Genomic DNA, 22,774 nt, shown 5'->3' on the forward strand with positions numbered 1-22,774 from the left:
GCGTGCCCAATGAGCGTAAGGGCACCTTCTCAGACCGCCTCGTAGCCACGACGAACCAGCGTCATTCCGCCGCAACGCGGCTGACTCGGATGCGCCCGCGGGATGCGTGCGACGAAGTGCTTGTGGCGCCAATTCCCGCTCCCGGCCGATCACCGGTTCCATGTCGGGCCCGGTCATGCGCATCCCTCCCCGGGCCGCGCTGTCCATCACTCAGCGTAGGACGATCGACAGCGCGTGTTCCGGGATCTGTCAGGTCAGCTCATGGGCCAGCCCCCAGGGGTGATACCGGTCATCGGCTTCGTCACGCCGGACGGGTGGACCCCGATGAGAGAACCGCGAACTGGGGGTCCGAGAGGATCGACGTGATCTCGTTGTGGATACGCCGCTTGTCCGGCAGTGGCGCGGTGCGGTACTCGACGACGAAGTAGGCAAGCGCCGCGTCCCGGCTGGCCAAGACGTGGTGTTGCGGCAACGGGTCAGGCAACGGTCGAGCCTCGGCCACGGCAGGGGCTCCGGCAAAGAGCGCGCTAGCGATCAAGGCGATCGCCGCGGTGCGACGGTTCATGATGGCTCCTTGGACTGGTGGGGCCGACGGATTGCCGGCAATCTCCACGATCCGGCCGCGTACACCCAGCGACATCGGGCGAATTACCAATCCTCGAGCCCGCGACTACCCACGCTCGCCGCAACCATCGACCAAGCAGCCCGCGGGACGCCGGCCGTCCTACCCGCGTCGTCCGCCGCGACGCGACCTCCGCCGGTGGATCGTTGCTGACCGGATCTGCTTGTCAGGCCGATGAGCGCATAGCGCGTCAGCGCCCGAACGCCCATGCCACCATGAGTGGGAACTCTTGGCGCCAGAAGGGGTCTCCATGTGATCCGACCCGCTCGGTCTGGGACGACGTCGACGCCTGCTCCGCGGAACGCTGTTGCCCAGCGGGAGGCGTTGTCGCGGAAGAACGGCTCCTGAGTTCCAGCGACGAAGTACGCCCTCGGCAGCGAGCTCGGCATCGTCACCGGCGGCTGGAAGCCTGCCCCCGGAGAGGCACAGAAGACCGCACCGTAGATCTCTGGATGCCGCAGTCCCAGGGCGAGCGCCAACTCGCCACTCGCCGAGACCCCGTACACCGCAGTGCGCGCGGCGGGCATCGCCAGCCCGAACCGCGACTGGGCCCAGGCGCGGACATCCTTGACGAAGAACGCCTCATGCTCAGCGAACCGCTCCGGGTCGAAGCCGGGCGAGTTTTCGTGCAGGCGCAGCATCTCATCAGCCACGCGGTGAACTCCGACGATCAACGTAGGAGGTACATCGGCCGCCTCAAGGTCCGGTCCCCACTCTGCGAGCAGCTCACCGTCGCCGGCGAACACAACTGCCTCGGGGTTCCGGCGGGACGTACACCGTGACCTGTCGACCGCGGTCATAGTCGAACTTCTCGCCGACGAACTCGCCAGCGGTGGCGCGGCCCGGTAGTCGTTCGATCCACGACGAGATCGTCCTGCTGCTCAAGACGGGCACGGGGCGGCTCTGCCCCCATGTCGGCGAACCGTTGACCCACTGCCTCCACGCAGGCCTACGCTGGAAGATCGACAGGCGCGGCCGTGGGGAGGTAGAGGGGATGAGCGCGACCACGATCGGGCCGCTCATCGGTCGGGGGCCCGAGCTAGCCCAGGTCGACGCGCTCATTGGGTCGCTAAGAGGCGACGTGGAACCGAGAACGGTGCCCCATCCGCGGGCGCTGCTTGTCGCGGGAGACGCGGGGGTGGGCAAGACAACCTTGGCCCACGCTGTTCTGGCGCGCGCTGGAGAGCTCGGACTCGCGACTGGGGAGGGGCACTGCCTAGACCTGGCCATCGGCCCGCCTTTCGCACCGATCTCCGAGGCGTTGCGGCAGGTGGTCGCGTCCATAAAGGACGCAGGGGATTTGGTACCGCCGCCGGCCCGATGGCTCGTCGACGACACATTGGTCCGCGCCGACGCCTTGGAACGGCTCATCGCAGCAGCCGCAGCTTTGGCCGGGCAGCGGGCAATGGTGTTGGTCATCGAGGACCTGCACTGGTCCGACCGGTCCACGAGGGACTTCGCTCTATCGCTCGTGCGTACCTGCCGAGCTCCGATTCTGCTTGTGGTCACAATCCGCTCCGATGACCTCACCGTTGGCCACCCGAGCCGGCCGGCCATCTCCGAGTTGGGGCTCTCACCCGGCGCAGTGCGCTTGGCGTTGGGCCCGCTTGATGCGGCCGAAATCGCTGAGCTCGCCGGTCGTCTGCTGGGACACGCTCCGTCCGAAGCCGACCTGGCGACGATCTCGAGCAGGTCAGGAGGCAACCCGCTGTATGTGGAGGAGCTCATGAAGAGCAGCGCCGAGACCGTGCCGCCGTCGCTGCACGACCTACTCCTTCGGCACGTCAACGAGCTGCCGGCGCCGGCCGCGGCGCTGGTTCGCCTGGCCTGCGTGGGCGGCACCGTCATCGACCTCGACCTGCTGCATGAGGCTTCGGGCCTGGACGCTGGGACATTCCAGGCGCTGGCCCACGAGGCTGTGGATGCGGGTCTGTTCACGCGGCACGGCGACCAGTACCGGTTCCGGCACGCCTTGATCCGTGATGTGGTGGCGGAGGGCCTCCTGCCGAGCGAACGGGTCGCACTGCACCGGGGGTACGCCGAGGTCTTGCGCCGCCGCTGTGAGGTCGGCGCTGCGGCCGCACGGTGGCGTGCCAACGCGGCACTCGCCTTGCACGCCGCCGCAGCCGGCGACCCCGGGACGGCGTTGACAGCGCACGTGAAATCCGGCATGGCGGCCAAGCAGCACGGTGCACCAGAGGCCGCGGACCACTTGGAGTCAGCCCTCGGCCTGTGGCGGCAGGTCCCGGACGCCGCCGACCTCGCCGGCGTCACGGACGCCGAGGTCGCCGCCTTGGCGGCCGAGTCACTCATGAGATCCACTCGAAATCAGAACGAGCGGGTAGAGCGCCTGCTGCAAGACGCGATGCGCCGTCTCGATCCAGACACGGATCCACTCGCGGCAAGCCGCGTCCTCACCGTCGTGGCCCGTCACTGGCGTGACCTCGACGGGCTCATGGGGCGTCAGGCCGCATGCGACAGAGCCATCGCGCTGGCGACCGGCCCATCGAGCATCGAGACGTCCGCCGCCTGGCGGGCAAAATCATGGCTACACGCAGAGCGCTTGCAGTACGCCGGGGCCCTTGCGGCAGCAAACAAAGCAATCGGGGTCGCACGCAACGCAGGGTCACTCGCGGCGGAGTACCAGGGTCGAACGGAGGCCGCGTGGTCCTTGCACGAGCTCGGTCGCCTCCCAGCTGCCCGCTCGGAATGGGAGAAGGCCATACGGCTCAGCGAACAGGCGGACGCACCGGTGGATACTTTCCACGCCCAGGCGGGGCTCGCTTGGGAACTCATCGTCGCGGGCAGAATTGACGACGGATGCGCTCTGGCGAGGCACAGCCAGGCCGCCGCCAATCGTGAAGGGTTGACGAGGGTCGCGAACCTGATTGGGTTTGAAGAAGTCAGCGCGCTCACCTGGCAGGGCCGGTTCGAGGATGCCAAGCAGCGCCTTGACGAACTCATCGACCGCGGTTTGGAGCAGAGCCGCAGCCTCTGGGGCCAGGCAGACCTGCTTATCGCTCTCGGCGACCTCGACGCGGCCCTCTCAGTCGAAGAGCACTCGATGCACGCTGCATACCGAGCAAACGTCCTTGACACCGTGCACGGCCTGCGGCGTGTCGAGCTGTTCGAGCAGCTCGGTAACGTGGCTCGCGAACTCGAGGTTGCCAAGGCAGTCTTGGGCCAGCGGAAGACGGACTCGCCTGTTCAAGCCGCCCGCCGCGCCCGGTGCGGACTGCAGGCCCTCTGCGCCGCCGCCGCCGTCGGGCATCCGGTGCCCCCGGGTCTGGCGCAGGCCGCCGCGGACGTCTTTGCTGCCGCTCAGCGCGGCCTCACGAACGACTGGAAAGCCTCCATCTTCGGCGCCCACTTGGCGTCGGCAGCCGCGTACGCCCGGCGACTAGAACAACAGCCGGCCAGCGAAGCCTGGGGACACGCAGCAGCGGCCGCTGCCCCCTTCGGCGCATACTTCGCCTTGCGCCCCCAACTCGAACTCGCCCGCGAACAGCTCACCCACGGTCAGCGCGACGCCGGGAAGGAGAGCCTGATCGCGCTCTGGCGCTCCGCCCAGTCCATGGGCGCAGCGTGGTTCGCGCTACAAGCCATAGCCGAGGCGCGACGCCACCGGGTCCCAATACCCGCCAGCGCAGCCGATGCCCCCAGCGCGCGGGACCAGCTCACCCCGCGTGAGCATGATGTTCTCTTGATCCTCTCGGCAGGCGCCACCAACCGCACTATCGCCCAGACCCTCTTCATCAGCGAGAGGACCGCCGCCCGGCACGTGAGCAACATCCTCGCCAAGCTCGGCGTAGCCAACCGCGGCGAGGCCGCAGCGCTGGTGCGACGCACGAGCAACGCCTGACCCGCCACGCGAGCACCTGAGCTGGTTACCAGCCCACAGGCGCAATCCCGGCCATCCTCGTCCCCCTCGGGGCAGCCCGGAGTCCGGCCCGATCCGACCAGTTGCCTGTTCGCACGCAACAGGCAACCAATCTCTAAGCGTGCTGGCCTTCAAGAGTTCCATCCCCATGCGGACCAGGTCACGTGTCAGCAAGGGCCTCCGCGATCATCCGATGACCCTGCTGCTCGAAGCGTTCGTCTCCCGCGGTATGCGCCCATACCGACGTCCCTATTGCCTCACGGATCCGAACACGTTGCCACGCGGCGGGCTCTCGCGGGTCTGTCCCGTATCCATCGATGAATGCACACTCCAGTTCCGGCCGCATCCGGAACTGCTGAGCAGCGAGTCGTGCGAAATCAGTCATCGCCGGGCGAAGCTCCATGCGTCCGAAATCGATCGCGCTCACGAGGCCCCGGCACGTGAGCCAGTTACGTGGTTGCCAGTCCCCGTGCGTGGGCACCACCGTACTGGAGGTCTCGGGCCATAATTCCACCGTCGAACGGAGCCGAGCCACCGTCTCTGGGTCGATGCCGTGGTTCATGTTGAGCGACAGCAGGGCTTTCTCGTTTCCCTAGCTTCGAAACCAGCGGCTTGGACCTGGAGCTGACCGTGGAGCTGCGCAAGCAACTGACCAGCCTGCCGGTACGTTTCAGGAAGCAGGAGATACGGCGTTCGTTCCACAACTGTTCCCAGAAGAAATCGTGTGACGAGGAGCTTGACACCCTCGTCAGCTGCGACCAACTCAGGAGCGCGTTCGATCGACGTCCAAGGACTCAACCATTTTGCATGGGCGCGAATCTCGCGGGCAGTGTCTTGATCATGCGGGCCGCCAGCCTTGGCAACATAGCGAGCACCCTGATGCAAGAGCTCGAGCACCGTAGTCCGGGTCAGCCCCCAACTGAGATCGCTCACTACCTCAGCTCCCGGCAACCACTCTTCCAGCAGCTCGGCTTGGCGCTCGGTGAGCCTTGTTACGCCCAACGTCACCAAGGGATCATAGATCCTTCGATGGTGTTACGCCGCTGTGTTGGATGCAGCTCGGGTCGGCAGTCGTTCCTGGCCCTCCCGGTTCAGCCAGGGGTGATGTTGGTTCCGATCGTCAGGCAGTGGCCGCGCCAGCCCTAGCAGGCCGAGCCCTTTCCCGTGGTGGCGGGATAGACCTCGACTCCGCATCTACTTGTTATGCCGGCGGTAAGCGGGACCACCACGTGCGTCACACCGCCGCGAGCCGACCTTCCTGCGGGACCGGACTGATTGCCCTTTGATGTGCCCTACACGTGCCAGTAATCCGCTGGCTCGTTGGCGGCTCGGTTCGAGCCGCGCCCCGTCAATGGACCAGCGTGGCACTCCACCAGGTCGTCGCGAGACGTAGCCCTTGTCGTCGAGGAGACAAGCCTTCGCGCACGACGTCCAAGGTCACTCAGTCCACTTCAGGACCGCCGGATTCTGGAGGCTCGTTAGGGCGTGCGGTGACTGGTGGTCGGTCGACCATCGTGAACTTTCAGCCTGACCAGGACCCCCTTTGGTGAGGCTCAGGGCGCTGCCGGGTCCAGGACTTGGGTGAACAACGCGTGGCCGTCGATGCCCTTAAGGGTCACGGTCAACTGTTCCGTCTGCGGGTCGATGTCCACCTGACCGAAGTACTGGAACCCTTCCAGCGGAGAGACGCCGGCGCGCGGCGGGCTGGCAACGAAGACTGCCTCGGGGCCAAAGGTCGCATCCAGTACATTTAGGCCGAAGCCTCCGGCGTTCAGGGGGCCCGACACGAACTCCCAGAACGGGTCAAACTCCTGGTACGCCGCACGGTCGGGGTGGTATCGGTGAGCTGCGGTGTAGTGGACGTCAGCGGTGAGCCAGACGTGGTTGCGCACGCCAGCCCGCTTGAGCTCGGTAAGCACCCGGGCTAGCTCGATCTCGCGCCCCTTCGGCGCCCCGGGGTCACCGTTGGAGATGCTCTCCTGGTCGGGCTTGCCCTCGGTGGAGTCGGGCACGACGAGCCCCAACGGCAGGTCGTTCGCGATCACCTTCCACGTCGCTCGGGACCGCTTCAGCTCTCTGATCAGCCACTCCGTCTGCTCCGGGCCCAGGATGCCGCCGTCACCGGCGGTTTCCAGGTCCGTCGTGTTGGGGTCCTTGTGGCTGCGCATGTCGAGGACGAACACGTCGAGCAGCGGCCCGTAGGAGAGCTTGCGGTAGACGCGGCCCAACCTGTCCGGCGAGGTGCGCGAGGTCGGCATGTACTCGTGGAACGCCTGCCGCGCCCGGGCCACGAGCGGGTCGACCGGCGTACCGTCGGGGTAGCCCGACCGGCCGACCAGAACCTCGCCGGGGTACCAGTTATTCAGCACCTCGTGGTCATCCCACTGGGCGACGATCGCGCAGTTGGCGAGGAACTCCCGCCAGGTCCGGTTGTCGGGTATCAGGTTGTACTTGAACTGGCCACGGAAGTCATCGAGCGTGATCGCGGCGTGGGTCTTCTCGGGGGTCACGATGTTGTGCCACACGCGACCGTCCGGAAGCATCACCTCTGCCCTGACCGGGCCGTCGGCGTAGACGTTGTCTCCCGAGCTCAGAAAGAAGTCTGCGTTGGCTGCCGCCATCGCCCGCGCGATCGGGAAGCCGCCGAGATCGGGGTTGACACCCCAGCCCTGCCCCGCGATGTCGCCTGACCACAGGAACCGGATCGGACGCCGATCGGTCACGGCCGACCGGAAGCGGCCGAGCACCGGCTCACCAGCGAGCGTCGGGTCATGAGGGTCGACCGGGGTGATGCGGTAGTGCAGGTCGGCGCCCGACGGCAGACCGTGCATCCGCAACTGGCCAGTGAAGTCCGAACCAGCCGTGACAACTGGTGTGCTCATCCGGCGAAGCACCCGCCGGAACGACGAGTCCGAGGACACCTCGGCAACCAGCCGGGCGGGACGGTCCGCGCGGCTCCACAACGTGATTGCCCCAGCCTCCGGGTCACCAGACTGCACACCATGTGTCAACATCGGCTGGCCCGTGCGCACCAACGCAGCGGCTGGCCGTGCAGCCGTGCCGGCGCTGAGGGCGGCCAAGCCCATGCCGGCAGAGCCACTGAGCAAGGATCGGCGAGAGAGGTCCGACATGTCCTTGATAGTGCTAGTCGGGGACCAACGACCGGTGACGAAACCCTGAACGGCGCAGCACGAGCCTGTGGCGAGTCGTAGTCCGGCCATCCGGTTCGACTCGTTGTCTAGGAAGAGGAAAAACGGGCCGCGACGCCTGGAAGAGCTAGCCACCCGGTTCCGTCCTTTCCTCGCCGCGGCCACACCGCTGCCGATCGTCCTTGTGGTTGGTGCGTCGTCGGCAACGCCGGAAGTGGGCGACGTTGCCGACTGACGACGCAGTCGCACGCGGGTGGACATGTCCCCCCGGCTCGCCCGCCTCAGACACCCGCCAGCTGAATAACCTGTGTGCGTCAATTCGCCGTTTCTGCCCGTCGGTCGGTCCAGCCGTGGCAGAGGGCAACTTCGAGCGCCTCGGCGTAGTTCACCCTCCCCTCCGCGCCCACCTTCCCGATCTTGAGCCAGAAGGCGAGGTGGTCGGCCGCTACCTGCAGTGCGGGTAACACAGGTTTCAGATCGAGCTGATGCACCCGGTCGAACGGACAGCGCGCCGACGTTCGCGAGGTCGCGCGAACCGAGGGTCTGTGGCCTCCGAACCTGCGATGATCCCCCTGCTGACTCGCCGGGACGGCGGGCTCGAGTCCGACAGCACCCAGGAGACCGCATGTTTGCTCGCGCCCGTTCCATTCGTGCCCGCGCCGGCCTGGCGAGAACGCCATGGCCGCTGCCCATGGCGGTAGCCGTGCTGCTGGCCCTAGCCGTGGCTGCGCCTCCTGCCGGCGCCACCCCGAGCACTGTGGCTGGCGCGCCTCGTCAGACCGCGAGCTCCCCGGCCCAGGCCCAGGCGGTCGCGGCCGCGGCCGTGCCCGTGGCCGTGGCGCCAGCGGCGGGGTCGTTCGTGTCGTTGGCGCCGGCGCGGGTGTTGGACACGCGGTCGCGGTTGGGTGCCGTGGGTCCGGTGGCCGCGGCTGGGACGGCTCGGGTGCAGGTGTTGGGTCGTGGTGGAGTCCCGGCGTCGGGGGTTTCGGCGGTGGAGACGGTGTCGAACCTGGTGGTGGTGAAGGTCGGTGCGAACGGTCGGGTGGCGTTGCGCAACGGGTCGACGGGGTCGGTGCAGCTGGTCGGTGACGTGGCCGGGTACTACCTGGCCCCGGGCGCGTGGCGAGCCGCCAAGCTGCCCATGCCAAGTGACGCATCCACGGATCCGGTCACCATGCGAACGCACCTGGATGCGCTCTCGTGTCCGGAGCCCGGCAGCTGTTTTGCCTTAGGCGCGTATCGGGTCGCAGGTTCTGACCAGTTCCGGATGCTGTCGGAGACCGAGAGCGGGGGCGTGTGGCAGTTCTCGCGCGTCGGCGACTTCATCCCTGCCGACGTCAATTTCACGGCCCTGTCGTGTGCCACGTCGGCCTTCTGTATGGGAGTCGGAGTCCAAGGCGACATCGGTCAAGGGGTCATTGTCCGGGTCGAGAGTGGAATCGCCACCGTAATGGAGCTGCCCAGCCCGAACGGGTCGACACCATTCGGGCTCAAGGACGTCACCTGTCCCTCGATCGGCCTCTGTCACGCGGTCGGCTGGGCTGGCAACGACAGCGCCTCCGGGAGGGCGGTCTTCGCAACGTACCGTGCCGGAGCCTGGACCTCGACCGTGCTGGACTCGCCTCCGGACCGCGACCCCACGTTCGGCGCCCCCGAGCTGTCCGCGCTGTCCTGCTCGGGCCCCGACGACTGCGTCGCCGTCGGGAGCTACTCCACCGCGCAAAAGCGCGTCTTCCTGCTGGCTCGTCTGAGCGGCGGCGTCGTCGGCGTGAACGCGGCCCCACTGCCCGACGACGCGGACGGAGCAGCATCGGTCAGCGCCGTCCAGCGGGTGCGGTGCTACGCGGCCCAGACATGCGTGGTGGCGGGACGCTACGACCCGAGCGCCACAGGGAGCCGGCCGTTCGTCGGCGAGATCACCCCGGCGGGAATCAGCCTGCGACGGGCCCCGACGCCTATCGACGCCATCGCCAGCAACAACTACTATCTCCCGGGTCTGGACTGTCCGTCAGCGGGTGCCTGCGTGGCGGCCGGGTCGTACGGGTCATCCTCCGGCCCGAAGCCTCTCGTGCTCACCTTCACGTCCGGCACATGGCATCAAGGGACGTCCAGCGGCACGGGCGGAGCGGGCCGGTCACTCGCGGACCTCAGCTGCCCGCCGACGGGGCCCTGCGCGGCAGTCGGGGTGTCAACCGAGACCGGCACGTTCCGCGGACTGCTTGGCTCGGCGGACCTCTCGAGCACTTTCAGTACCGCTACCGCGCCGGCGGTGCCCGGGACAACGCCGGTCAGGTCGGACATGTCGCGGGTGGACTGCCCGGCACCGGACCGGTGCACGGCCCTCGGAACACAGGCCGAGGCAGCCCCGGTTGCCCCCAGCGAGGTCCGCGTCTGGCCCGTCGTGCTCCAGCAATGAGGCGACGGAGGCTGGGCCGGGAATCCGACCCTTTCAGCGACAAATGAAGCGCGCTTCCGCGGTGACTCCACGTGCGTCTTTCCGCCGCGAGTTCGGCGCAGACGGCCGAGTCTCACGCGCCGATGCGCTGCCTCGAGTTCTACGCTGAATCGGTGCTCAACCTGGACAGCATTGACGTCGAGGAGATCGCCGCTGCACTCGCGGACCAGACGGACTACGACCATCGCTGGCTGGTCGATCCGCGCACTGGCGAGGTCGTGTTCTGGACTAGCGACACCGGCATCGACGGTGAGAACCCGGTCGAGCTCGACGAGCTGGACCTAATTGTCATCGATCCCCTGCCGTCCTACGTGTGGTACCAGGACATGGTCGACTTCGCCGAGGGCATCAGCGACAAGGCTGCTGGTCGACGCCTGAGCGCGTCGTTGCAGGGCAAGGGCGCGTTCCGGCGGTTCAGGAACGAGGTCTACGACCACCGTCCCGAGCTGATCTCGGTCTGGCAGGCGGTGCGTGATGCCAGGGCCCGAGTGCGGGCTGTCCAATGGCTCGTGGACGAGGGACTCGTCGAAGAACAAGCCGCTCAACGATTCATCAGCGACAACCCGGAGCCCGCCCTTCCCTGAACGCCACTGCACGCAACGGTGGCCACGAGGCCCGGCTGCTCTGTGACCCCGTGTGTCACACCGCCGCCTGCAGGCGGGGCAGTAGCGGAGACCGAGGTCTACCGTCGGTGCGGTCCCCTTCCCCGGCCGCGCCGGGCGGCGGGCGGGGTCGGACCGCTAGTCATGTCGCCGCAAGAGGTGACCCCATGACCAGTTCAACAATCCTGCTGCCGTTCCAGGCAGCCTCCATGTCCCAAAGCCAGTTGGCCGCGGTGTCGTTCTTGGCGCGGTACGCCGGGCGCACCCACTCGCTCTACGCGTTCCAGCTGCGGCAATGGTTCACCTGGTGCGAGAGCCACGGCCTCGACCCGCTAGTCGGGATCCAGCGAGCTCACATCGAGCTGTACATCCGCCACCTCGGCGAGCGTGGCCTGATGGACTCGTCCGTCGTCACGATGATGCACGCGGTGCGCGGCTACTTCCGCTTCGCCCACGTCGACGGCCTCATCCCATCGGACCCCGCCGTGTACGCGCGGCTGCCGAAGGTCCACCGTGATGAGTCCCGGACCCAAGGACTGGACCGGCTTGAGCTGATCCGGTTCCTCCAGATCGCCCAGACGATAACCGTCCACCACGGCGCACTGGCGTACCTCCTCGGCATCAACGCGCTCCGCGCCTCGGAAGCCGCAGCAGTGCGGATCGAGGACTACGCCGACACCCTCCGGGGCCACCGGGTGCTGCACCTGGTCGGCAAGGGCAACAAGCCCGCGACCATGCCCGTGACGGTCCCGGTACTGCGCGCACTCGAGGCCTGTCGCGGCAACCGTACGAGCGGACCGCTGGTACTTCGACCGACGTCCGGCAACCCGGTTGACCGGCGGGATGTGTACCGGATGGTCGCCAGGATCGCGAAGACCGCCGGCATCCCGCGGCACATCAGTCCGCACTCACTCCGACATGCCGCGATCACCAACGCCCTCGACGCCGGCGTCCCGCTGCGCGATGCCCAGATCCTCGCCCGGCACGCCGACCCGCGGACCACAGAGCACTACGACCGCGCCCGAGGCAACCTAGACCGGCACGGCGTCCACTTCCTCACCGCATACGTCGCCGGCGTCTGACTGGCTCGCACAGTCGACTCTGCAGAGCGGGGGCGACCGTTACATCGCGGCTAGGCGGCACACCGATGGCGTCAACACTGTCGGCAGGAGCAAGCGCCCCCATGGCAGAGGCGCTGATGTCGACCGCCGTCCGCGCCTTGGCCGCGGTGGACCGGGACCTTAGCCCCGTGTGCCTACGGCGAGACGGATGAACACTGGAGTTGTGAGGGGTCAGGGTCATTGCTTGCAGTGTCCTCCCAGGCAGCCCCCCGGTGTGGCCGCGCCCGGAGTCGTCCTGGTGGTGGTGATGGCCCTGCTGATTGCGGGGTGCGCCAGTCCAGGCCCGACGGCGCCTGCGCCGCCAACCCAGCGAACCGCGACGGCCACCCTCGTCATCCCTGCCGACACCCCCTCCGTCCTCCAGCACGGCGGCCAGTCCGCGTCCGTCACCACGTCCGTCACCACGTCCGTCACCGCGTCCGTCACCGCGTCCGTCACCGCGTCCGTCACCGCGTCCGTCACCGAGCCCGACGAGCCCCACCGCCACCGCGGCGCCCACGACCGACATGCCGCAGGTGGGGCGGTCCGCGTGGGTGGCCGTCTCGGTGGCAACCGTCTGGCGCTCGCCGAACGCTCCCCGCGCGGTCGACCGGCCCGCCCTGGCCAACCCTGCGCGGATCCGGACCTGGCTGTCGGCCCTGACCGTGCCGCTGCGTCGAGATCTCAGTGGCCGCGCCGACACCCAGGCACTCCTCGGTGACCGGGTCCTGGTGACCGCCCGCTCCGGGTCCTGGGTCAAGGTCGTCGTCCCAGACCAGCCGACCCCTCTGGACGTCCGCGGCTATCCGGGTTGGGTGCCGGCGGCCCAACTCACCGGTTCCGCCCCCTTATCGGCGACCTCCACCGCGGTCGTGGTCACCCCGACGGCGTGGCTCCGATCGGCCGACGGCGCAAGGCGGCCCATCGTCGAGATCAGCTTCGGCACGCGGCTTCCGGTCGTGACCGCGACAGCTGCCGAGGTCCGGGTGGCCGCCCCGCCCGGCCGGGTGACGCGCATCGCTGCCGCCGACGTGTCTCTGACCCGCACCGGCACGGCAGCGCTCGCGAGGGACGGCCGCAGTCTGGTGCGCACTGCCACGATGTTCACCGGCCTGCCCTACCTGTGGGCCGGCGCCTCGGGGTTCGGCTTCGACTGCTCCGGCCTGACGTGGCTCACCTTGCGCGTGCACGGCGTCACCGTCCCCCGGGATGCGTCGCCGCAGTCGACCCAGGGACGGCTCGTGCCCACGCCGGACCTGCGGCCCGGCGACCTGCTCTTCTTCGCGACCGCCGGTCTGGTCCACCACGTCGGCATCTACGCAGGCGCCGGCCGGATGGTCCATGCCCCTCGCACCGGACGCGGCGTCGAGACCGTGTCCCTCGCCACGCCGCCGTATGCCGCCGAGCTCGTCCGCGCTCGGCGCTATCTGGAGTGATTCCCCGGACCCAGACCAGTCGTAAGTGATCTTCGAGTAGCCGCGGGCTCACCGTTGCGACAGCAAGGCGAGGAACCGCTCTGCATCGCCTGTACGCGGCAGGTTGTTGAACATGACGTACGGCGACGGTCGGTCCACGACGAGGTCGCGTAGCCGGCGCAGCTCGTCATCGGTGTGGACGTGCCGGGACCCGGTGGTGCCGTGCAGCCGGTAGTAGGTCTGGTCGGGTGTCACCGTCTCGGTCTGCATGGGGTCGACGACGTGGACGAGGTCGAGCTCGGCGCAGAGCTCGGTGAGCAGCGTTGTGGGCCAGTCGCCCCGAGGCTCCCACAGCAACCGCCCGGCGGGGCGCTGCACCTGCGAGATGAAGCCGCGCAGCCGACTGACGTTCTCGGCCGTCGGGCGGAAGCTCCTCGGGCACTGCAGCAGCACGGCGCTGGCCCGCAGGATGCGAGCGCAGTCGAGAGTCCGCTGCCAGCCCGCGAGGACCGGTGGAGCGGTGCGGAACCCTCCGACCTGGCCACGGGCGCTGTCGGGCAGCGGCTGCTTCAGGCGCCGGTAGGTGGGGCTGTTGGACTCGTGGGTCACGATCTGCCACGCCTTCATCGTGAACTCGAAGCCGGCCGGCACCTGGGCTCGCCAGCGCGCCAACAGGGCGTCGCCCGGCGGCTCGTAGAACGTGTGCTGCACCTCGACCACGGGGAATCGACGCACGTACGACGACTGCGACATCGTCCACCCACACAGCCCCACGCGTACGTCCACGGGGTGCCGCCTCAGCCGCTGGCGCGAGCCAGCGGCGTGCCGTCCAGCGCGTATCGGAAGGCGACCAGCGAGTCGAAGACCTGTAGCACGCCGGCCTCCAGCAGTTCACCGACCGAGAAGCCGCCGGTGCGTACTCCGAGAGTGGGGATGCCCAGCTTGGCCGCCGCCTGCGCGTCGTAGATCGAGTCGCCGACCATGACGCCGCTCGCGCCCTCGACCTTGGCCAACGCCGTCGACACGAGGTCCGGCTCCGGCTTGCTGTGCTCGACGTCGTCGGAGGTCGTCCAGGCGTCGGCGAGGGACTTGCCGTCGATGAGGTCGAGGAAGGCTTCCACGTGCTCGCTCTTGCCCGAGCTGGCAAGCACCAGTCGGAAACCCCGCTCCTTGACCGCGGCCAGGAGCTCATGCGCGCCCTCGAAGGGCTGGATCTCGCCGATGAGCTCGTCGAACTCCTCCGCCCACGCCTCGCGCAGCGCGTCCCCGTGCGCCTCCTCGACCTCCCGACCCGCCACCGCCGAGACGAACTGGTCGCCGCCCATCCCGATGCCCCGGTGGATCCGCCACATCGGGCGGGTGATGTCGAAGCGGCGCAGGGCGCGGAACCACGCGAGGGCATGCTGGTAGTTCGTGTCCACGAGTGTTCCGTCGACATCGAAGATCGCCGTGTCAGCCATGCCGGCTGCATACCCGGCAGGAGGCGCTGCCATCACCCGCCCCCCTCGGCCCGTCGAGCAACAGGTGCATGCACTTCCGCACCGGCCAGCCCGTGAGCCGCTCGGCCAGTTATCGGACTGTGCCGTCGTGGTCGTACCGGGACGGGGCCCCGCTGGGTAGTGTCGCCGCTACCGACAAACCTTGGAGGAACACATGTCGCAGGTCAGGTCCCGCCTTCTCGGCTTCGCGGCGGTCGTCTCCGCCACCTCTCTCGCCCTCGCCGCCTGTGGCTCGAGCTCGGACTCCGGGAGCAGCTCGGGCAGCAATCCCTCGGGTGGTCCGCAGCTCGTCAGCTCGGACGCCCTCACGGTGTGCACTCACCTGTCCTACAAGCCGTTCGAGTTCAAGGACGCCTCGGGCAACGTCGTCGGCTTCGACATGGACCTCGCGCAGAACGCTGCGAAGCAGCTGGGCCAGTCCAAGGTCACCATCGTCGACATCGACTTCGCCTCGCAGACCTCTGGCGCCGTGTTCGCCGCGAAGAAGTGCGACATGGCGATGGGTGCGGTCACCATCAACGACAAGCGCAAGCAGTCGGTGGCGTTCTCGACCCCCTACTTCAGCGCGACGCAGGCGCTCCTCGCGAAGAAGTCCGCGGGCATCACCGACCTGTCGTCCCTCAAGGGCAAGAAGCTGGGCGTCCAGACCGACACGACCGGCCAGGCCTACGGCGACAAGAACAAGGACGCCAACGGCTACGAGACGGTCGTCTTCGACGACCTGCCCACCGAGATCGCCGGCGTGCAGTCCGGTCGGGTCGACGCGGCGATCAACGACAACGGTCCCCTGCTCGACTTCGCCAAGGCCAACCCGGACTTCGCGGTGGTCAAGGAGTTCGACACCGGCGAGCAGTACGGCTTCCTCTTCCAGAAGGACAACCCCAACGCCGCCAAGATCAAGGACGCCTTCAACGCGGCCCTGAAGAAGTCCATCGAGGACGGGTCCTACAAGGCGAGCTACAAGAAGTGGTTCGGTTCCGAGCCGGCTGTCATGCCGAGCGTTCCGTGAGGTCGTTGCCATGACGTCCCCCGCAGCAGCGGGGCGAGTGCGCAGGCTCTCGCCCCGCAAGCGGGCCCAGCGCATCCGGTGGGTGCAGTACGCCGTCCTCGTGGCCGCCGTCGTCATCCTCGTGTCGGTCGCAGACCTCCCCCAGATCCAGAAGGTCTTCTTCCGCGGCGACCTGATCGTCGACACCCTGACCCAGGGGCTCGGCCGGGCACTCCTCAACACCGCCGTGTACGCGTTGGGGGCGTTCGTCCTCGGTCTCGTGCTGGGGACGATCCTCGCCCTCATGCGTCTGTCGTCCGTCGGCCCCTACCGCTGGATCGCGACGGTCTACATCGAGTTCTTCCGCGGGTTGCCGGCGATCATCGTGCTCCTGGCCTTCGGGCTGCTCCCGCTCGCCTTCCCGGGACTCGAGATCCCCTTCGGTATCTACGGAACGGTGTGGAGCGCGCTCGGCATCGTCGCGGCCGCCTACATGGCCGAGACGATCCGTGCCGGCATCCAGGCCGTGCCCAAGGGGCAGGTCGAGGCGGCCCGGTCGCTCGGTATGCCGGCCGGTGCCGCGACGCGCAAGATCGTTCTCCCGCAGGCCTTCCGGATCGTCACCCCCCCGTTGACGAACGAGCTCATCCTCGTGGTCAAGGACAGCTCGCTCGCGTACATCATCGGGCTGTCCTCGACGTCGTTCGACCTGACCAAGTACGGCCGGGACCTCGCCAACACGAACGCGAACCTCACGCCGCTCGTCATCGCGGGTCTCTGCTACCTCCTCATCACCCTGCCGCTCACGTTCGCGGTCCGGCGGATGGAAGCCAAGACTGCGAGGGCACGATGACGACCCACCCGCCCCCACGGCATACGGCCTCGGCGCCCGGCGACGCGGTCGTCGAGATCACCGACCTGCGCAAGTCCTTCGGGTCGGTCGAGGTGCTCACCAACATCACGACCTCGATCAGCCAGGGCGAGGTGGTCTGCGTCATCGGGCCCTCGGGCTCCGGCAAGTCCACGCTGCTGCGCTGCATCAACCTGCTCGAGCAGCCCAGCGGCGGCACGATCCGCGTCGAAGGGATCGACGTCACCGACCCCGACTGCGACATCGACCGGGTGCGCAGCAGGATGGGGATGGTCTTCCAGCAGTTCAACCTGTTCGCACACCTGACCGTCCTCGACAACTGCACCGTGGCGCAGCAGGTCGTCCACAAGCGGGACAAGGCCCAGGCCGAGCAGGTCGCCCGCGCCAACCTCGAGAAGGTGGGGCTCGCAGACCGGGCCGACGCCTTCCCCGCACAGCTCTCCGGCGGCCAGCAGCAGCGCGTCGCGATCGCCCGCGCGCTGTCGATGGAGCCGGACCTCATGCTCTTCGACGAGCCCACCTCGGCCCTCGACCCCGAGCTCGTCGGTGACGTGCTGGCCGTGATGCGACGGCTCGCGTCCGAAGGCATGACGATGATCGTGGTGACGCACGAGATGGCGTTCGCGCGAGAGGTCGCCGACCGCGTCATCTTCATGGACGGCGGCGTCATCGTCGAGGAGGGGCACCCCGACCGCGTCATCGGCGACCCGCAGCACCATCGCACCCGCACCTTCCTCAAGCGGGTGCTCGACCCCACGCACGTCGACCCGGACGCCGATGTCGAACCCGGCGACGACCGGCGTGCCCAGATCAAGGAGGCAGAGCTCGGCGCGCGGGCCGAGCCGCGCGTGTCGAGCGACCTGAGGGACCAGCGCTTCTGATGCCCGCCGGTGAGGTCGCCGTCGTCGGTGGCGGGCTGATCGGGCTGTTCAGCGCGCACCAGCTCCTCGAGCGAGGGTATGCCGTCACGGTCCTCGAAGCCGGGAGCGGGCTCGGCGGGGGCGCTGCCCGCGTCAACGGGGGCTGGGTCTGCCCGGCCCGCAGCGACCCGCTCCCGTCATGGGGTGTCGTCCGCGACGGGATGCGCTCGCTCGTCTCGCCGGGGAGCGGCAGCTTCCTCCTGAGCGCTCGAGCGCTTCCACGCGTGGCGGGTTACCTGACGAGGTTCCTGGCCAGCTCGGGCGGGCGAACGTTCAGGCGGTCGTGGGACGAGCTCGACCTGCTCAACCGTCGCACGGCCGGGCTCGTCGACGAACTCGTCGCGGCCGGGGTCATCGACGACCTGCAGGACGAGGGGTTCCTCGTGCTGCACCCGACCCGCGAGGAGGCGGAGGCCTCACGGGCGTCCCTCCTCTCGGTCTCGCGACTTGGCCTCTGCCCGGCGCCCGAACCGATCCTGGAACGCCGTGGGCTGCAGGAGCTCGAACCCGGCCTGGGCGACGCAGCCCAGTTCGGGTTCGTCCACCGAGGTGACCGGTGGCTGGACCCGTCACGGCTGGTGGATCGCCTCGGCCAGTCCCTGAGGTCACGGGGCGTGCGGGTCCTCGAGGACACGCCGGTCCTGGCGGTGCGCCAGCGGGGCACCAAGGTCGAGCTGTCCACCCGCTCCGGCGCCGTCGAGGCCGGCCACGCCGTCATCGCTGCGGGCGCCTGGGCCGAGCAGCTGCTGCGGCCACTGGGGATCCGCGGCTATGTGACCCCGGGCAAGGGCTACAGCTTCACCGTCCACCCCAAGCACCCACCCACGCACGTGCTCCGACTCGGCGAGACCCATGTCGGCGTGACTCCCATGGGCGGCCGGACCAGGCTGGTCGGCATGGTCGAGCTCGACGGGACGCGGGATGGCCTGCGTGCCGGGCGCATCGACGTCATGAAGCGCAAGGCCGCGCCGTACCTGGCCGGAGTCGACTGGGACGCCAGCACCGACGAGCGGGTCGGTCCCCGTCCCATGACGCCCGACGGCAAGCCGCTCATCGGCTGCGCGCCGGGTGCGGAACGCGTCGTCGTGGCGACCGGCCACAACATGCTCGGGCTCAGCCTCGCCGCTCCCACAGCGTCGCTGGTGGCCGATCTCGTCGAACGAGGCTCAGCCGCCGCAGTTCCCGCCTTCGACCCGATGCGCTTCACCCACCGACCCCGCTAGCCCCACCAAGGACGCGTGTCGGGAAGGGTGCGTCACAACGCCGCGAGCAGGCACGCGGAGGGCCGGTGCGGCACACCGCTCAAGGCGGGCGCGCAAGTGACGCCCTGCCACGACCCAGCCGGGGAAGGTGCCCCTCCCCGCCATCTCGGAATAGCACCTTTGGTGCGGTCACAAGCGGACGCTGTGGCGTTCCTGGAGTCCGGGCACCAGCTCGGGGAAGGGTTGCTGCCCATACCGCGAGGCGATAGCACGGATGGTGTCCGGATCCGCGCGCTCGAGCGAGGCCATCTCCTCGAAGAAGTGCTCGAAGCCAGCTGGGCTGATGAACTCGATCACCACGACGGGTTCATCGGTGGGGTTCCAGAGCGCATGCACGATCCCGCGCGGCTTGAACAGGAACCCGCCTTCATCGACCTCGATCTCCTCATCGCCCACCAGGCCACCGATTCGTCCGCGGTACACGAACGTGAACTCGTCCTCACGTTGGTGGCTATGCGGTATCACGAGAGAGCGGGGGCCGACCACCGCCGACTGTGCGGAGAAACGGCCCTGTGTGTCGGCCTCCGTGACCAGATGCCGGAAGCCGGTGTTCGGGATCTGCGGGCCGGTGTCCCACGAAACGGAGCGAGCAGACACGTCGCCCACCCCCCTTCGCCAGCGCTACGTCGCCTAGCCACTGTCGGTCACCACGGACCTGAACGCAACGTTCCGGCCCAGTCTCGAATGCGCCCAAGATCCACACGCGCGTCACATTGCCGCGTCTAACCGCGGCGCACAGGTACGCCATCCGTGGGGCTGTCCAGCGAATAGTTGGAAGCGAATCATGCCTGGTTCGCGCGCTCGGCCTGGACGCGTGCCGAAATCCACGATGTGACGGCGCCAATCACCGCCCCGACGAGGCCGATTCCGACCACCATGAAAACGACTGCGACAATTCGTCCTTCGGTGGTAACCGGCACAAGGTCTCCGTAACCGACCGTCATGACTGTCGCGCACGCCCACCACAGAGCGTCACCGATCGTCTTGATATTGGCCCTTATGTCGCTCCGCTCAGCGTCCAGGACCGCGAGGGCACCCAGCCCCACAGCCACCGAGGCAGCACCGGCCACATACACCAGCACGCGCCCAGCCAGGTTGCTAGCCGCCGACCGGTCCAGGATTCGCACGAGCGCGAGAAGCCGCAGCAGCCTGAGCGGTCGAAGCAATGGCAGCGCAACCAGCGCCACGTCGTACCAATGACGCAGGAGATATCCGCGCCGGTCGTTGGCAAGCACGAGGCGGATAGACAAGTCAATGGCGAACGCGGCCCAAACGGTCCAAGAGAGAGCGTCCAGGACGGTCCGGGTGCTCGCATCGAGGCGAGGATCCAGCACAGGGGCGTAGTCAACGAGAAACGCGAGGGCCACCAGGGTGGTTGGAGAGCCGCGTTCGCCGATCCAGCCGTTCCCCTGATTGGTTCGTGGACCAATTCACCTGAATGAGGCGTCCACAAGTTCTTCCATCGTGGAGCCGCAAGGACCTTGCGTCACTTCGGCTCGTTCGCTCTGCGATGGGCCTGTACGCACAAGGGAAGGGCGGATCCAGGGCTGCCAGCAGGAAAGGGGCCCAAGTTGCACGCTCACCGGCTGGCGCGAGCCAGCGGGGTGCCATCGAGGGCATAACGGAAGGCCACCAGCGAGTCGAACACCTGCATGACGCCGGCCTCCAGCAACTCGCCGACCGAGAAGCCGCCGGTGCGGACCCCGAGGGTAGGAATGTTGAGTTTGGCCGCCGCTTGAGCGTCATAGATCGAGTCGCCCACCATGATGCCGCTGGCGCCCTCCACCTTGGCCAGCGCCGCCGACACGATGTCCGGCTCAGGTTTGCTCTTCTGCACGTCGTCGGAGGTGGTCCAGGCATCGGCGAGGGACGTGCCATCGATGAGGTCGAGGAAGGCCTCCACGTGTTCGGTCTTGCCCGAGCTGGCCAGAACCAGCCGGAAGCCGCGCTTCTTGACCTCGGCCAGCAGCGCGTGCGCGCCCTCGAAGGGTTGGATCTCGCCGATGAGCTCGTCGAACTCCTCCGCCCACGCCTGGCGCAGATCGTCCCCGTGCGCCTCCTCGACGTCTCGACCGCCGACAGCGGCGACGAACAGGTCGCCACCCATCCCGATGCCGCGGTGGATGCGCCACAGTGGTCGGGTGATGTCATAGCGGCGCAGTGCGCGGAACCACGCAAGGGCATGCTGGTAGTTGGTGTCCACGAGGGTTCCGTCGACGTCGAAGATTGCGGTGTCGGCCATGGCCGTTCCATACCCTCCGAAAGCGCCAACGAGCTCGCTAGCGGGCCGACACGGGACCGACGGGCTGGGTAGGTGACAAGGCGACAGCACCCAGTTGACCGCGGAGAGCAGAGGCGTCATCTACATGACCAAGGACCTGAGCGACGGCAAGAACCGCAAGAACTTGAAGAAGTCATCCTTCGCCCTGCCAGACCGGGAGAAGTATCCGATCCCCGACCTCGAGCATGCGCGGAATGCCTTGGCGCGAGTGGCACAGCATGGCACCTCGGCCGAGCAGAAGAAGGTGCGAGCAGCGGTCGAGAAGAAGTACCCGAGTCTGAAGAAGGACAGCTGAAGGTATCGACGACGCCGGCACGGTCCACAGGAATGCTTCGCCGCCAGCTCTGAACGTGGGCAGTGCTCCGAGCCGCGCGAGACCACGCGCACTGGCGCGGGAGGACCTGCGCGAGGTTGGTTCCGCGAGGCTAGGAGGCGGTCTTACTGGCCGAAGGCGCCGTGGGGTCCTTCTGCCAAGGCCAGCGGCCGGTGATCTCCAGCTCGAGGGAGAAGCTGAGAAAGGTGCGGATCAGCACGATGAGCGCCAGGACGAGGACGCTGGACAGCGTCGGGGTCACGGCGACGGTGCGGATGATGTCGGCGGCCACGAGCAGTTCGAGCCCTAGCAGGATCGTGCGTCCCAGTTGTTGGCGAAACTGCCGGTAGGTGCCTGGCTGCCGCCCCCGGGCACTCCGGGCCGCTCGCGCTGCCGCGACGACGGCCCCGATGACCAGTACGACGACCCCGGCGGTGTCCATGCCCTTGCCGGCTAGCTCGACGGCCTCGCTGAAGTCCACGTTGCTCCCTCCCGTTCATTCGTGTCTAGGCGAGGCGCCTCCCATGCTGATCCTTGAGATCACCGGCGCTGAGCGCCGGGCGGCTGGAATCCCCGGCGCTTCAGACCAACGCCAGCGGCGTGCCCCCGGCCGTCGTGGCGGTCACGAATGCCTCGCTGCAGGCGCAGGTCGTCCCGAAGTCCCGGCGGCATAGGCAGCCTGAGTCTGACGAGCTCCGCGGCGTAGCTCTCCAAGGAGTCGAGCAGGACGCCACGGGCGGACAACAGCAGCGTCGGATCGACTCTCCCCGCACGCAGGACGTCCACGTTTCCACGAGCCGCGCGGACGAGCGACATCAACTCCCTCAGGCGCGGTCCAGGCGGCGTTGGAACCGGCGGATCGGCTGGCACTGGGGGACTCCGATCTGCCGGCACCCGGATGCGCCGACCCTCGCTCCGAACCCTACGCCGGCCAGCCCCCTTCCACCGCCTGGCGGCTGCGGCCGCGCTGTGGCGACGAGAAATGGACGGAGACGACAGTGGGCCGGGTGGCTCGTGATGGCACGTGCGCGCTCGGGTGTCGAGCACGACACCGGCCACAGGGGCAGGCTTCACCTCCAGGAGGTCAGGTGCCTTCACGTGAGTGACAATGGACACGCGATGTACGCGCGTGGAGGTGGAAGAGATGCCGACCGATCCCAGCCCGGACCCCAGCCGCCGCGTTCCTCCGGACTGGGCTCTGGCGCGGGCGATGAGCGACCGAGACGAGAACGACGCTGACGACCTCGAGCAGCGGGCGTGGCAGTTCGTGCAGGACTTCGAGGACGAGCGGCACGACGAGGAGGACGACCCCGATCAGGGTGGCGAGAGCTGACACCCCTACGTCCCTCCGAACCGACCGGACGCGAAGCGGGTCGGTCAGCCGCTGGCGGGACGCTCCTCCAGCGGCTCCCTCTCG

22 protein-coding genes are annotated in these 22,774 nt (G+C 68.2%); 11 read left to right on the plus strand and 11 right to left on the minus strand.

Annotated features, from left to right (window positions below):
- Window positions 1–301 precede the first annotated feature (301 nt).
- Window positions 302–565 carry a hypothetical protein gene (locus AB4091_RS05785; RefSeq protein ID WP_442290776.1) on the minus strand — a complete coding sequence of 88 codons (264 nt, stop codon included), beginning with the start codon at window positions 563–565 and terminating at the stop codon, window positions 302–304.
- 83 nt (window positions 566–648) lie between these two features.
- On the minus strand, window positions 649–1,422 hold the full coding sequence (locus tag AB4091_RS05790; protein WP_442290777.1) for an alpha/beta hydrolase-fold protein: 774 nt from the start codon (window positions 1,420–1,422) through the stop codon (window positions 649–651).
- Window positions 1,423–1,616: 194 nt separating this feature from the next.
- On the opposite strand from AB4091_RS05790, the gene AB4091_RS05795 reads away from it, so the two are divergent.
- Window positions 1,617–4,484: a helix-turn-helix transcriptional regulator gene (locus AB4091_RS05795; protein ID WP_442290778.1), complete on the plus strand. Its 2,868-nt coding sequence runs from the start codon at window positions 1,617–1,619 to the stop codon at window positions 4,482–4,484.
- A gap of 178 nt (window positions 4,485–4,662) precedes the next feature.
- Here AB4091_RS05795 and AB4091_RS05800 read toward each other — a convergent pair whose 3' ends face one another.
- The 3 genes from AB4091_RS05800 to AB4091_RS05810 all read right to left on the minus strand — a co-directional run bounded on the left by AB4091_RS05800 (window position 4,663) and on the right by AB4091_RS05810 (window position 7,633).
- Window positions 4,663–5,064, minus strand: a complete 402-nt coding sequence (locus AB4091_RS05800) for a phosphotransferase family protein (RefSeq protein ID WP_442290779.1) — start codon at window positions 5,062–5,064, stop codon at window positions 4,663–4,665.
- Complete coding sequence (locus tag AB4091_RS05805) at window positions 5,061–5,510, minus strand: hypothetical protein (RefSeq protein ID WP_442290780.1); 450 nt, start codon at window positions 5,508–5,510, stop codon at window positions 5,061–5,063. Before AB4091_RS05805 ends, AB4091_RS05800 begins: the two co-directional genes overlap by 4 nt.
- A gap of 545 nt (window positions 5,511–6,055) precedes the next feature.
- Complete coding sequence (locus tag AB4091_RS05810) at window positions 6,056–7,633, minus strand: alkaline phosphatase D family protein (RefSeq protein WP_442290781.1); 1,578 nt, start codon at window positions 7,631–7,633, stop codon at window positions 6,056–6,058.
- Between the two features lie 1,009 nt (window positions 7,634–8,642).
- Here AB4091_RS05810 and AB4091_RS05815 point away from each other — a divergent pair.
- From AB4091_RS05815 to AB4091_RS05830, 4 genes are all read left to right on the plus strand, one after another.
- Window positions 8,643–10,067 carry a hypothetical protein gene (locus AB4091_RS05815; protein WP_442290782.1) on the plus strand — a complete coding sequence of 475 codons (1,425 nt, stop codon included), beginning with the start codon at window positions 8,643–8,645 and terminating at the stop codon, window positions 10,065–10,067.
- Between the two features lie 152 nt (window positions 10,068–10,219).
- A complete protein-coding gene (locus AB4091_RS05820) occupies window positions 10,220–10,690 on the plus strand; it encodes a UPF0158 family protein (protein WP_442290783.1) in 471 nt (156 codons plus the stop codon).
- A gap of 185 nt (window positions 10,691–10,875) precedes the next feature.
- Entirely contained in the window at window positions 10,876–11,790 is a 915-nt protein-coding gene (locus AB4091_RS05825) for a tyrosine-type recombinase/integrase (RefSeq protein ID WP_442290784.1), read from the plus strand.
- Between the two features lie 584 nt (window positions 11,791–12,374).
- Window positions 12,375–13,244, plus strand: a complete 870-nt coding sequence (locus AB4091_RS05830) for a C40 family peptidase (protein ID WP_442290785.1) — start codon at window positions 12,375–12,377, stop codon at window positions 13,242–13,244.
- Window positions 13,245–13,292: 48 nt separating this feature from the next.
- On the opposite strand, the gene AB4091_RS05835 is transcribed toward AB4091_RS05830, so the two are convergent.
- A complete protein-coding gene (locus AB4091_RS05835; RefSeq protein ID WP_442290786.1) occupies window positions 13,293–13,976 on the minus strand; it encodes a DUF72 domain-containing protein in 684 nt (227 codons plus the stop codon).
- Between the two features lie 44 nt (window positions 13,977–14,020).
- Entirely contained in the window at window positions 14,021–14,683 is a 663-nt protein-coding gene (locus AB4091_RS05840) for an HAD family hydrolase (protein WP_442290787.1), read from the minus strand.
- A gap of 193 nt (window positions 14,684–14,876) precedes the next feature.
- On the opposite strand from AB4091_RS05840, the gene AB4091_RS05845 reads away from it, so the two are divergent.
- From AB4091_RS05845 to AB4091_RS05860, 4 genes are read left to right on the plus strand one after another with little or no spacing between them, the layout of a single operon-like run.
- The gene (locus AB4091_RS05845) at window positions 14,877–15,731 is read left to right on the plus strand and encodes an ABC transporter substrate-binding protein (protein WP_442290788.1); all 855 of its coding nucleotides are present in this window, start codon (window positions 14,877–14,879) and stop codon (window positions 15,729–15,731) included.
- Between the two features lie 10 nt (window positions 15,732–15,741).
- The gene (locus tag AB4091_RS05850) at window positions 15,742–16,563 is read left to right on the plus strand and encodes an amino acid ABC transporter permease (protein WP_442290789.1); all 822 of its coding nucleotides are present in this window, start codon (window positions 15,742–15,744) and stop codon (window positions 16,561–16,563) included.
- A complete protein-coding gene (locus AB4091_RS05855; protein ID WP_442290790.1) occupies window positions 16,560–17,462 on the plus strand; it encodes an amino acid ABC transporter ATP-binding protein in 903 nt (300 codons plus the stop codon). Before AB4091_RS05850 ends, AB4091_RS05855 begins: the two co-directional genes overlap by 4 nt.
- Window positions 17,462–18,724 (plus strand): NAD(P)/FAD-dependent oxidoreductase, encoded by a 1,263-nt coding sequence (locus AB4091_RS05860; RefSeq protein ID WP_442290791.1) that lies wholly within the window; start codon window positions 17,462–17,464, stop codon window positions 18,722–18,724. Before AB4091_RS05855 ends, AB4091_RS05860 begins: the two co-directional genes overlap by 1 nt.
- 168 nt (window positions 18,725–18,892) lie before the next feature.
- Here the strand turns inward: AB4091_RS05860 and AB4091_RS05865 are convergent, their stop codons facing one another.
- The 3 genes from AB4091_RS05865 to AB4091_RS05875 all read right to left on the minus strand — a co-directional run bounded on the left by AB4091_RS05865 (window position 18,893) and on the right by AB4091_RS05875 (window position 21,005).
- Window positions 18,893–19,360, minus strand: coding sequence for a cupin domain-containing protein (locus tag AB4091_RS05865; RefSeq protein ID WP_442290792.1), 468 nt, complete (start codon window positions 19,358–19,360; stop codon window positions 18,893–18,895).
- A 185-nt stretch (window positions 19,361–19,545) separates the two neighbouring features.
- On the minus strand, window positions 19,546–20,130 hold the full coding sequence (locus AB4091_RS05870; RefSeq protein ID WP_442290793.1) for a potassium channel family protein: 585 nt from the start codon (window positions 20,128–20,130) through the stop codon (window positions 19,546–19,548).
- 212 nt (window positions 20,131–20,342) lie between these two features.
- Window positions 20,343–21,005 carry an HAD family hydrolase gene (locus tag AB4091_RS05875; protein WP_442290794.1) on the minus strand — a complete coding sequence of 221 codons (663 nt, stop codon included), beginning with the start codon at window positions 21,003–21,005 and terminating at the stop codon, window positions 20,343–20,345.
- A 124-nt stretch (window positions 21,006–21,129) separates the two neighbouring features.
- Here AB4091_RS05875 and AB4091_RS05880 point away from each other — a divergent pair, with 124 nt between their 5' ends.
- Window positions 21,130–21,339 carry a DUF6582 domain-containing protein gene (locus tag AB4091_RS05880; RefSeq protein ID WP_442290795.1) on the plus strand — a complete coding sequence of 70 codons (210 nt, stop codon included), beginning with the start codon at window positions 21,130–21,132 and terminating at the stop codon, window positions 21,337–21,339.
- 130 nt (window positions 21,340–21,469) lie between these two features.
- Here AB4091_RS05880 and AB4091_RS05885 read toward each other — a convergent pair whose 3' ends face one another.
- Entirely contained in the window at window positions 21,470–21,838 is a 369-nt protein-coding gene (locus tag AB4091_RS05885; protein ID WP_442290796.1) for a DUF1622 domain-containing protein, read from the minus strand.
- 663 nt (window positions 21,839–22,501) lie between these two features.
- Here AB4091_RS05885 and AB4091_RS05890 point away from each other — a divergent pair.
- Entirely contained in the window at window positions 22,502–22,690 is a 189-nt protein-coding gene (locus AB4091_RS05890; protein WP_442290797.1) for a hypothetical protein, read from the plus strand.
- The last annotated feature ends 84 nt before the right edge of the window (window positions 22,691–22,774 follow it).

This window comes from Terrabacter sp. 2RAF25, assembly GCF_052115265.1.
Classification (GTDB): domain Bacteria; phylum Actinomycetota; class Actinomycetes; order Actinomycetales; family Dermatophilaceae; genus Terrabacter.

Bases quoted from the DNA above. Each gene is read 5' to 3' on its own strand.
- AB4091_RS05810 (WP_442290781.1), bottom strand. From the start codon at position 7,633: ATGTCGGACCTCTCTCGCCGATCCTTGCTCAGTGGCTCTGCCGGCATG.
- AB4091_RS05800 (WP_442290779.1), bottom strand. From the start codon at position 5,064: ATGAACCACGGCATCGACCCAGAGACGGTGGCTCGGCTCCGTTCGACG.
- AB4091_RS05845 (WP_442290788.1), top strand. From the start codon at position 14,877: ATGTCGCAGGTCAGGTCCCGCCTTCTCGGCTTCGCGGCGGTCGTCTCC.
- AB4091_RS05890 (WP_442290797.1), top strand. From the start codon at position 22,502: ATGCCGACCGATCCCAGCCCGGACCCCAGCCGCCGCGTTCCTCCGGAC.
- AB4091_RS05790 (WP_442290777.1), bottom strand. From the start codon at position 1,422: ATGACCGCGGTCGACAGGTCACGGTGTACGTCCCGCCGGAACCCCGAG.
- AB4091_RS05825 (WP_442290784.1), top strand. From the start codon at position 10,876: ATGACCAGTTCAACAATCCTGCTGCCGTTCCAGGCAGCCTCCATGTCC.
- AB4091_RS05785 (WP_442290776.1), bottom strand. From the start codon at position 565: ATGAACCGTCGCACCGCGGCGATCGCCTTGATCGCTAGCGCGCTCTTT.
- AB4091_RS05855 (WP_442290790.1), top strand. From the start codon at position 16,560: ATGACGACCCACCCGCCCCCACGGCATACGGCCTCGGCGCCCGGCGAC.
- AB4091_RS05840 (WP_442290787.1), bottom strand. From the start codon at position 14,683: ATGGCTGACACGGCGATCTTCGATGTCGACGGAACACTCGTGGACACG.
- AB4091_RS05835 (WP_442290786.1), bottom strand. From the start codon at position 13,976: ATGTCGCAGTCGTCGTACGTGCGTCGATTCCCCGTGGTCGAGGTGCAG.
- AB4091_RS05795 (WP_442290778.1), top strand. From the start codon at position 1,617: ATGAGCGCGACCACGATCGGGCCGCTCATCGGTCGGGGGCCCGAGCTA.
- AB4091_RS05860 (WP_442290791.1), top strand. From the start codon at position 17,462: ATGCCCGCCGGTGAGGTCGCCGTCGTCGGTGGCGGGCTGATCGGGCTG.
- AB4091_RS05850 (WP_442290789.1), top strand. From the start codon at position 15,742: ATGACGTCCCCCGCAGCAGCGGGGCGAGTGCGCAGGCTCTCGCCCCGC.
- AB4091_RS05875 (WP_442290794.1), bottom strand. From the start codon at position 21,005: ATGGCCGACACCGCAATCTTCGACGTCGACGGAACCCTCGTGGACACC.
- AB4091_RS05880 (WP_442290795.1), top strand. From the start codon at position 21,130: ATGACCAAGGACCTGAGCGACGGCAAGAACCGCAAGAACTTGAAGAAG.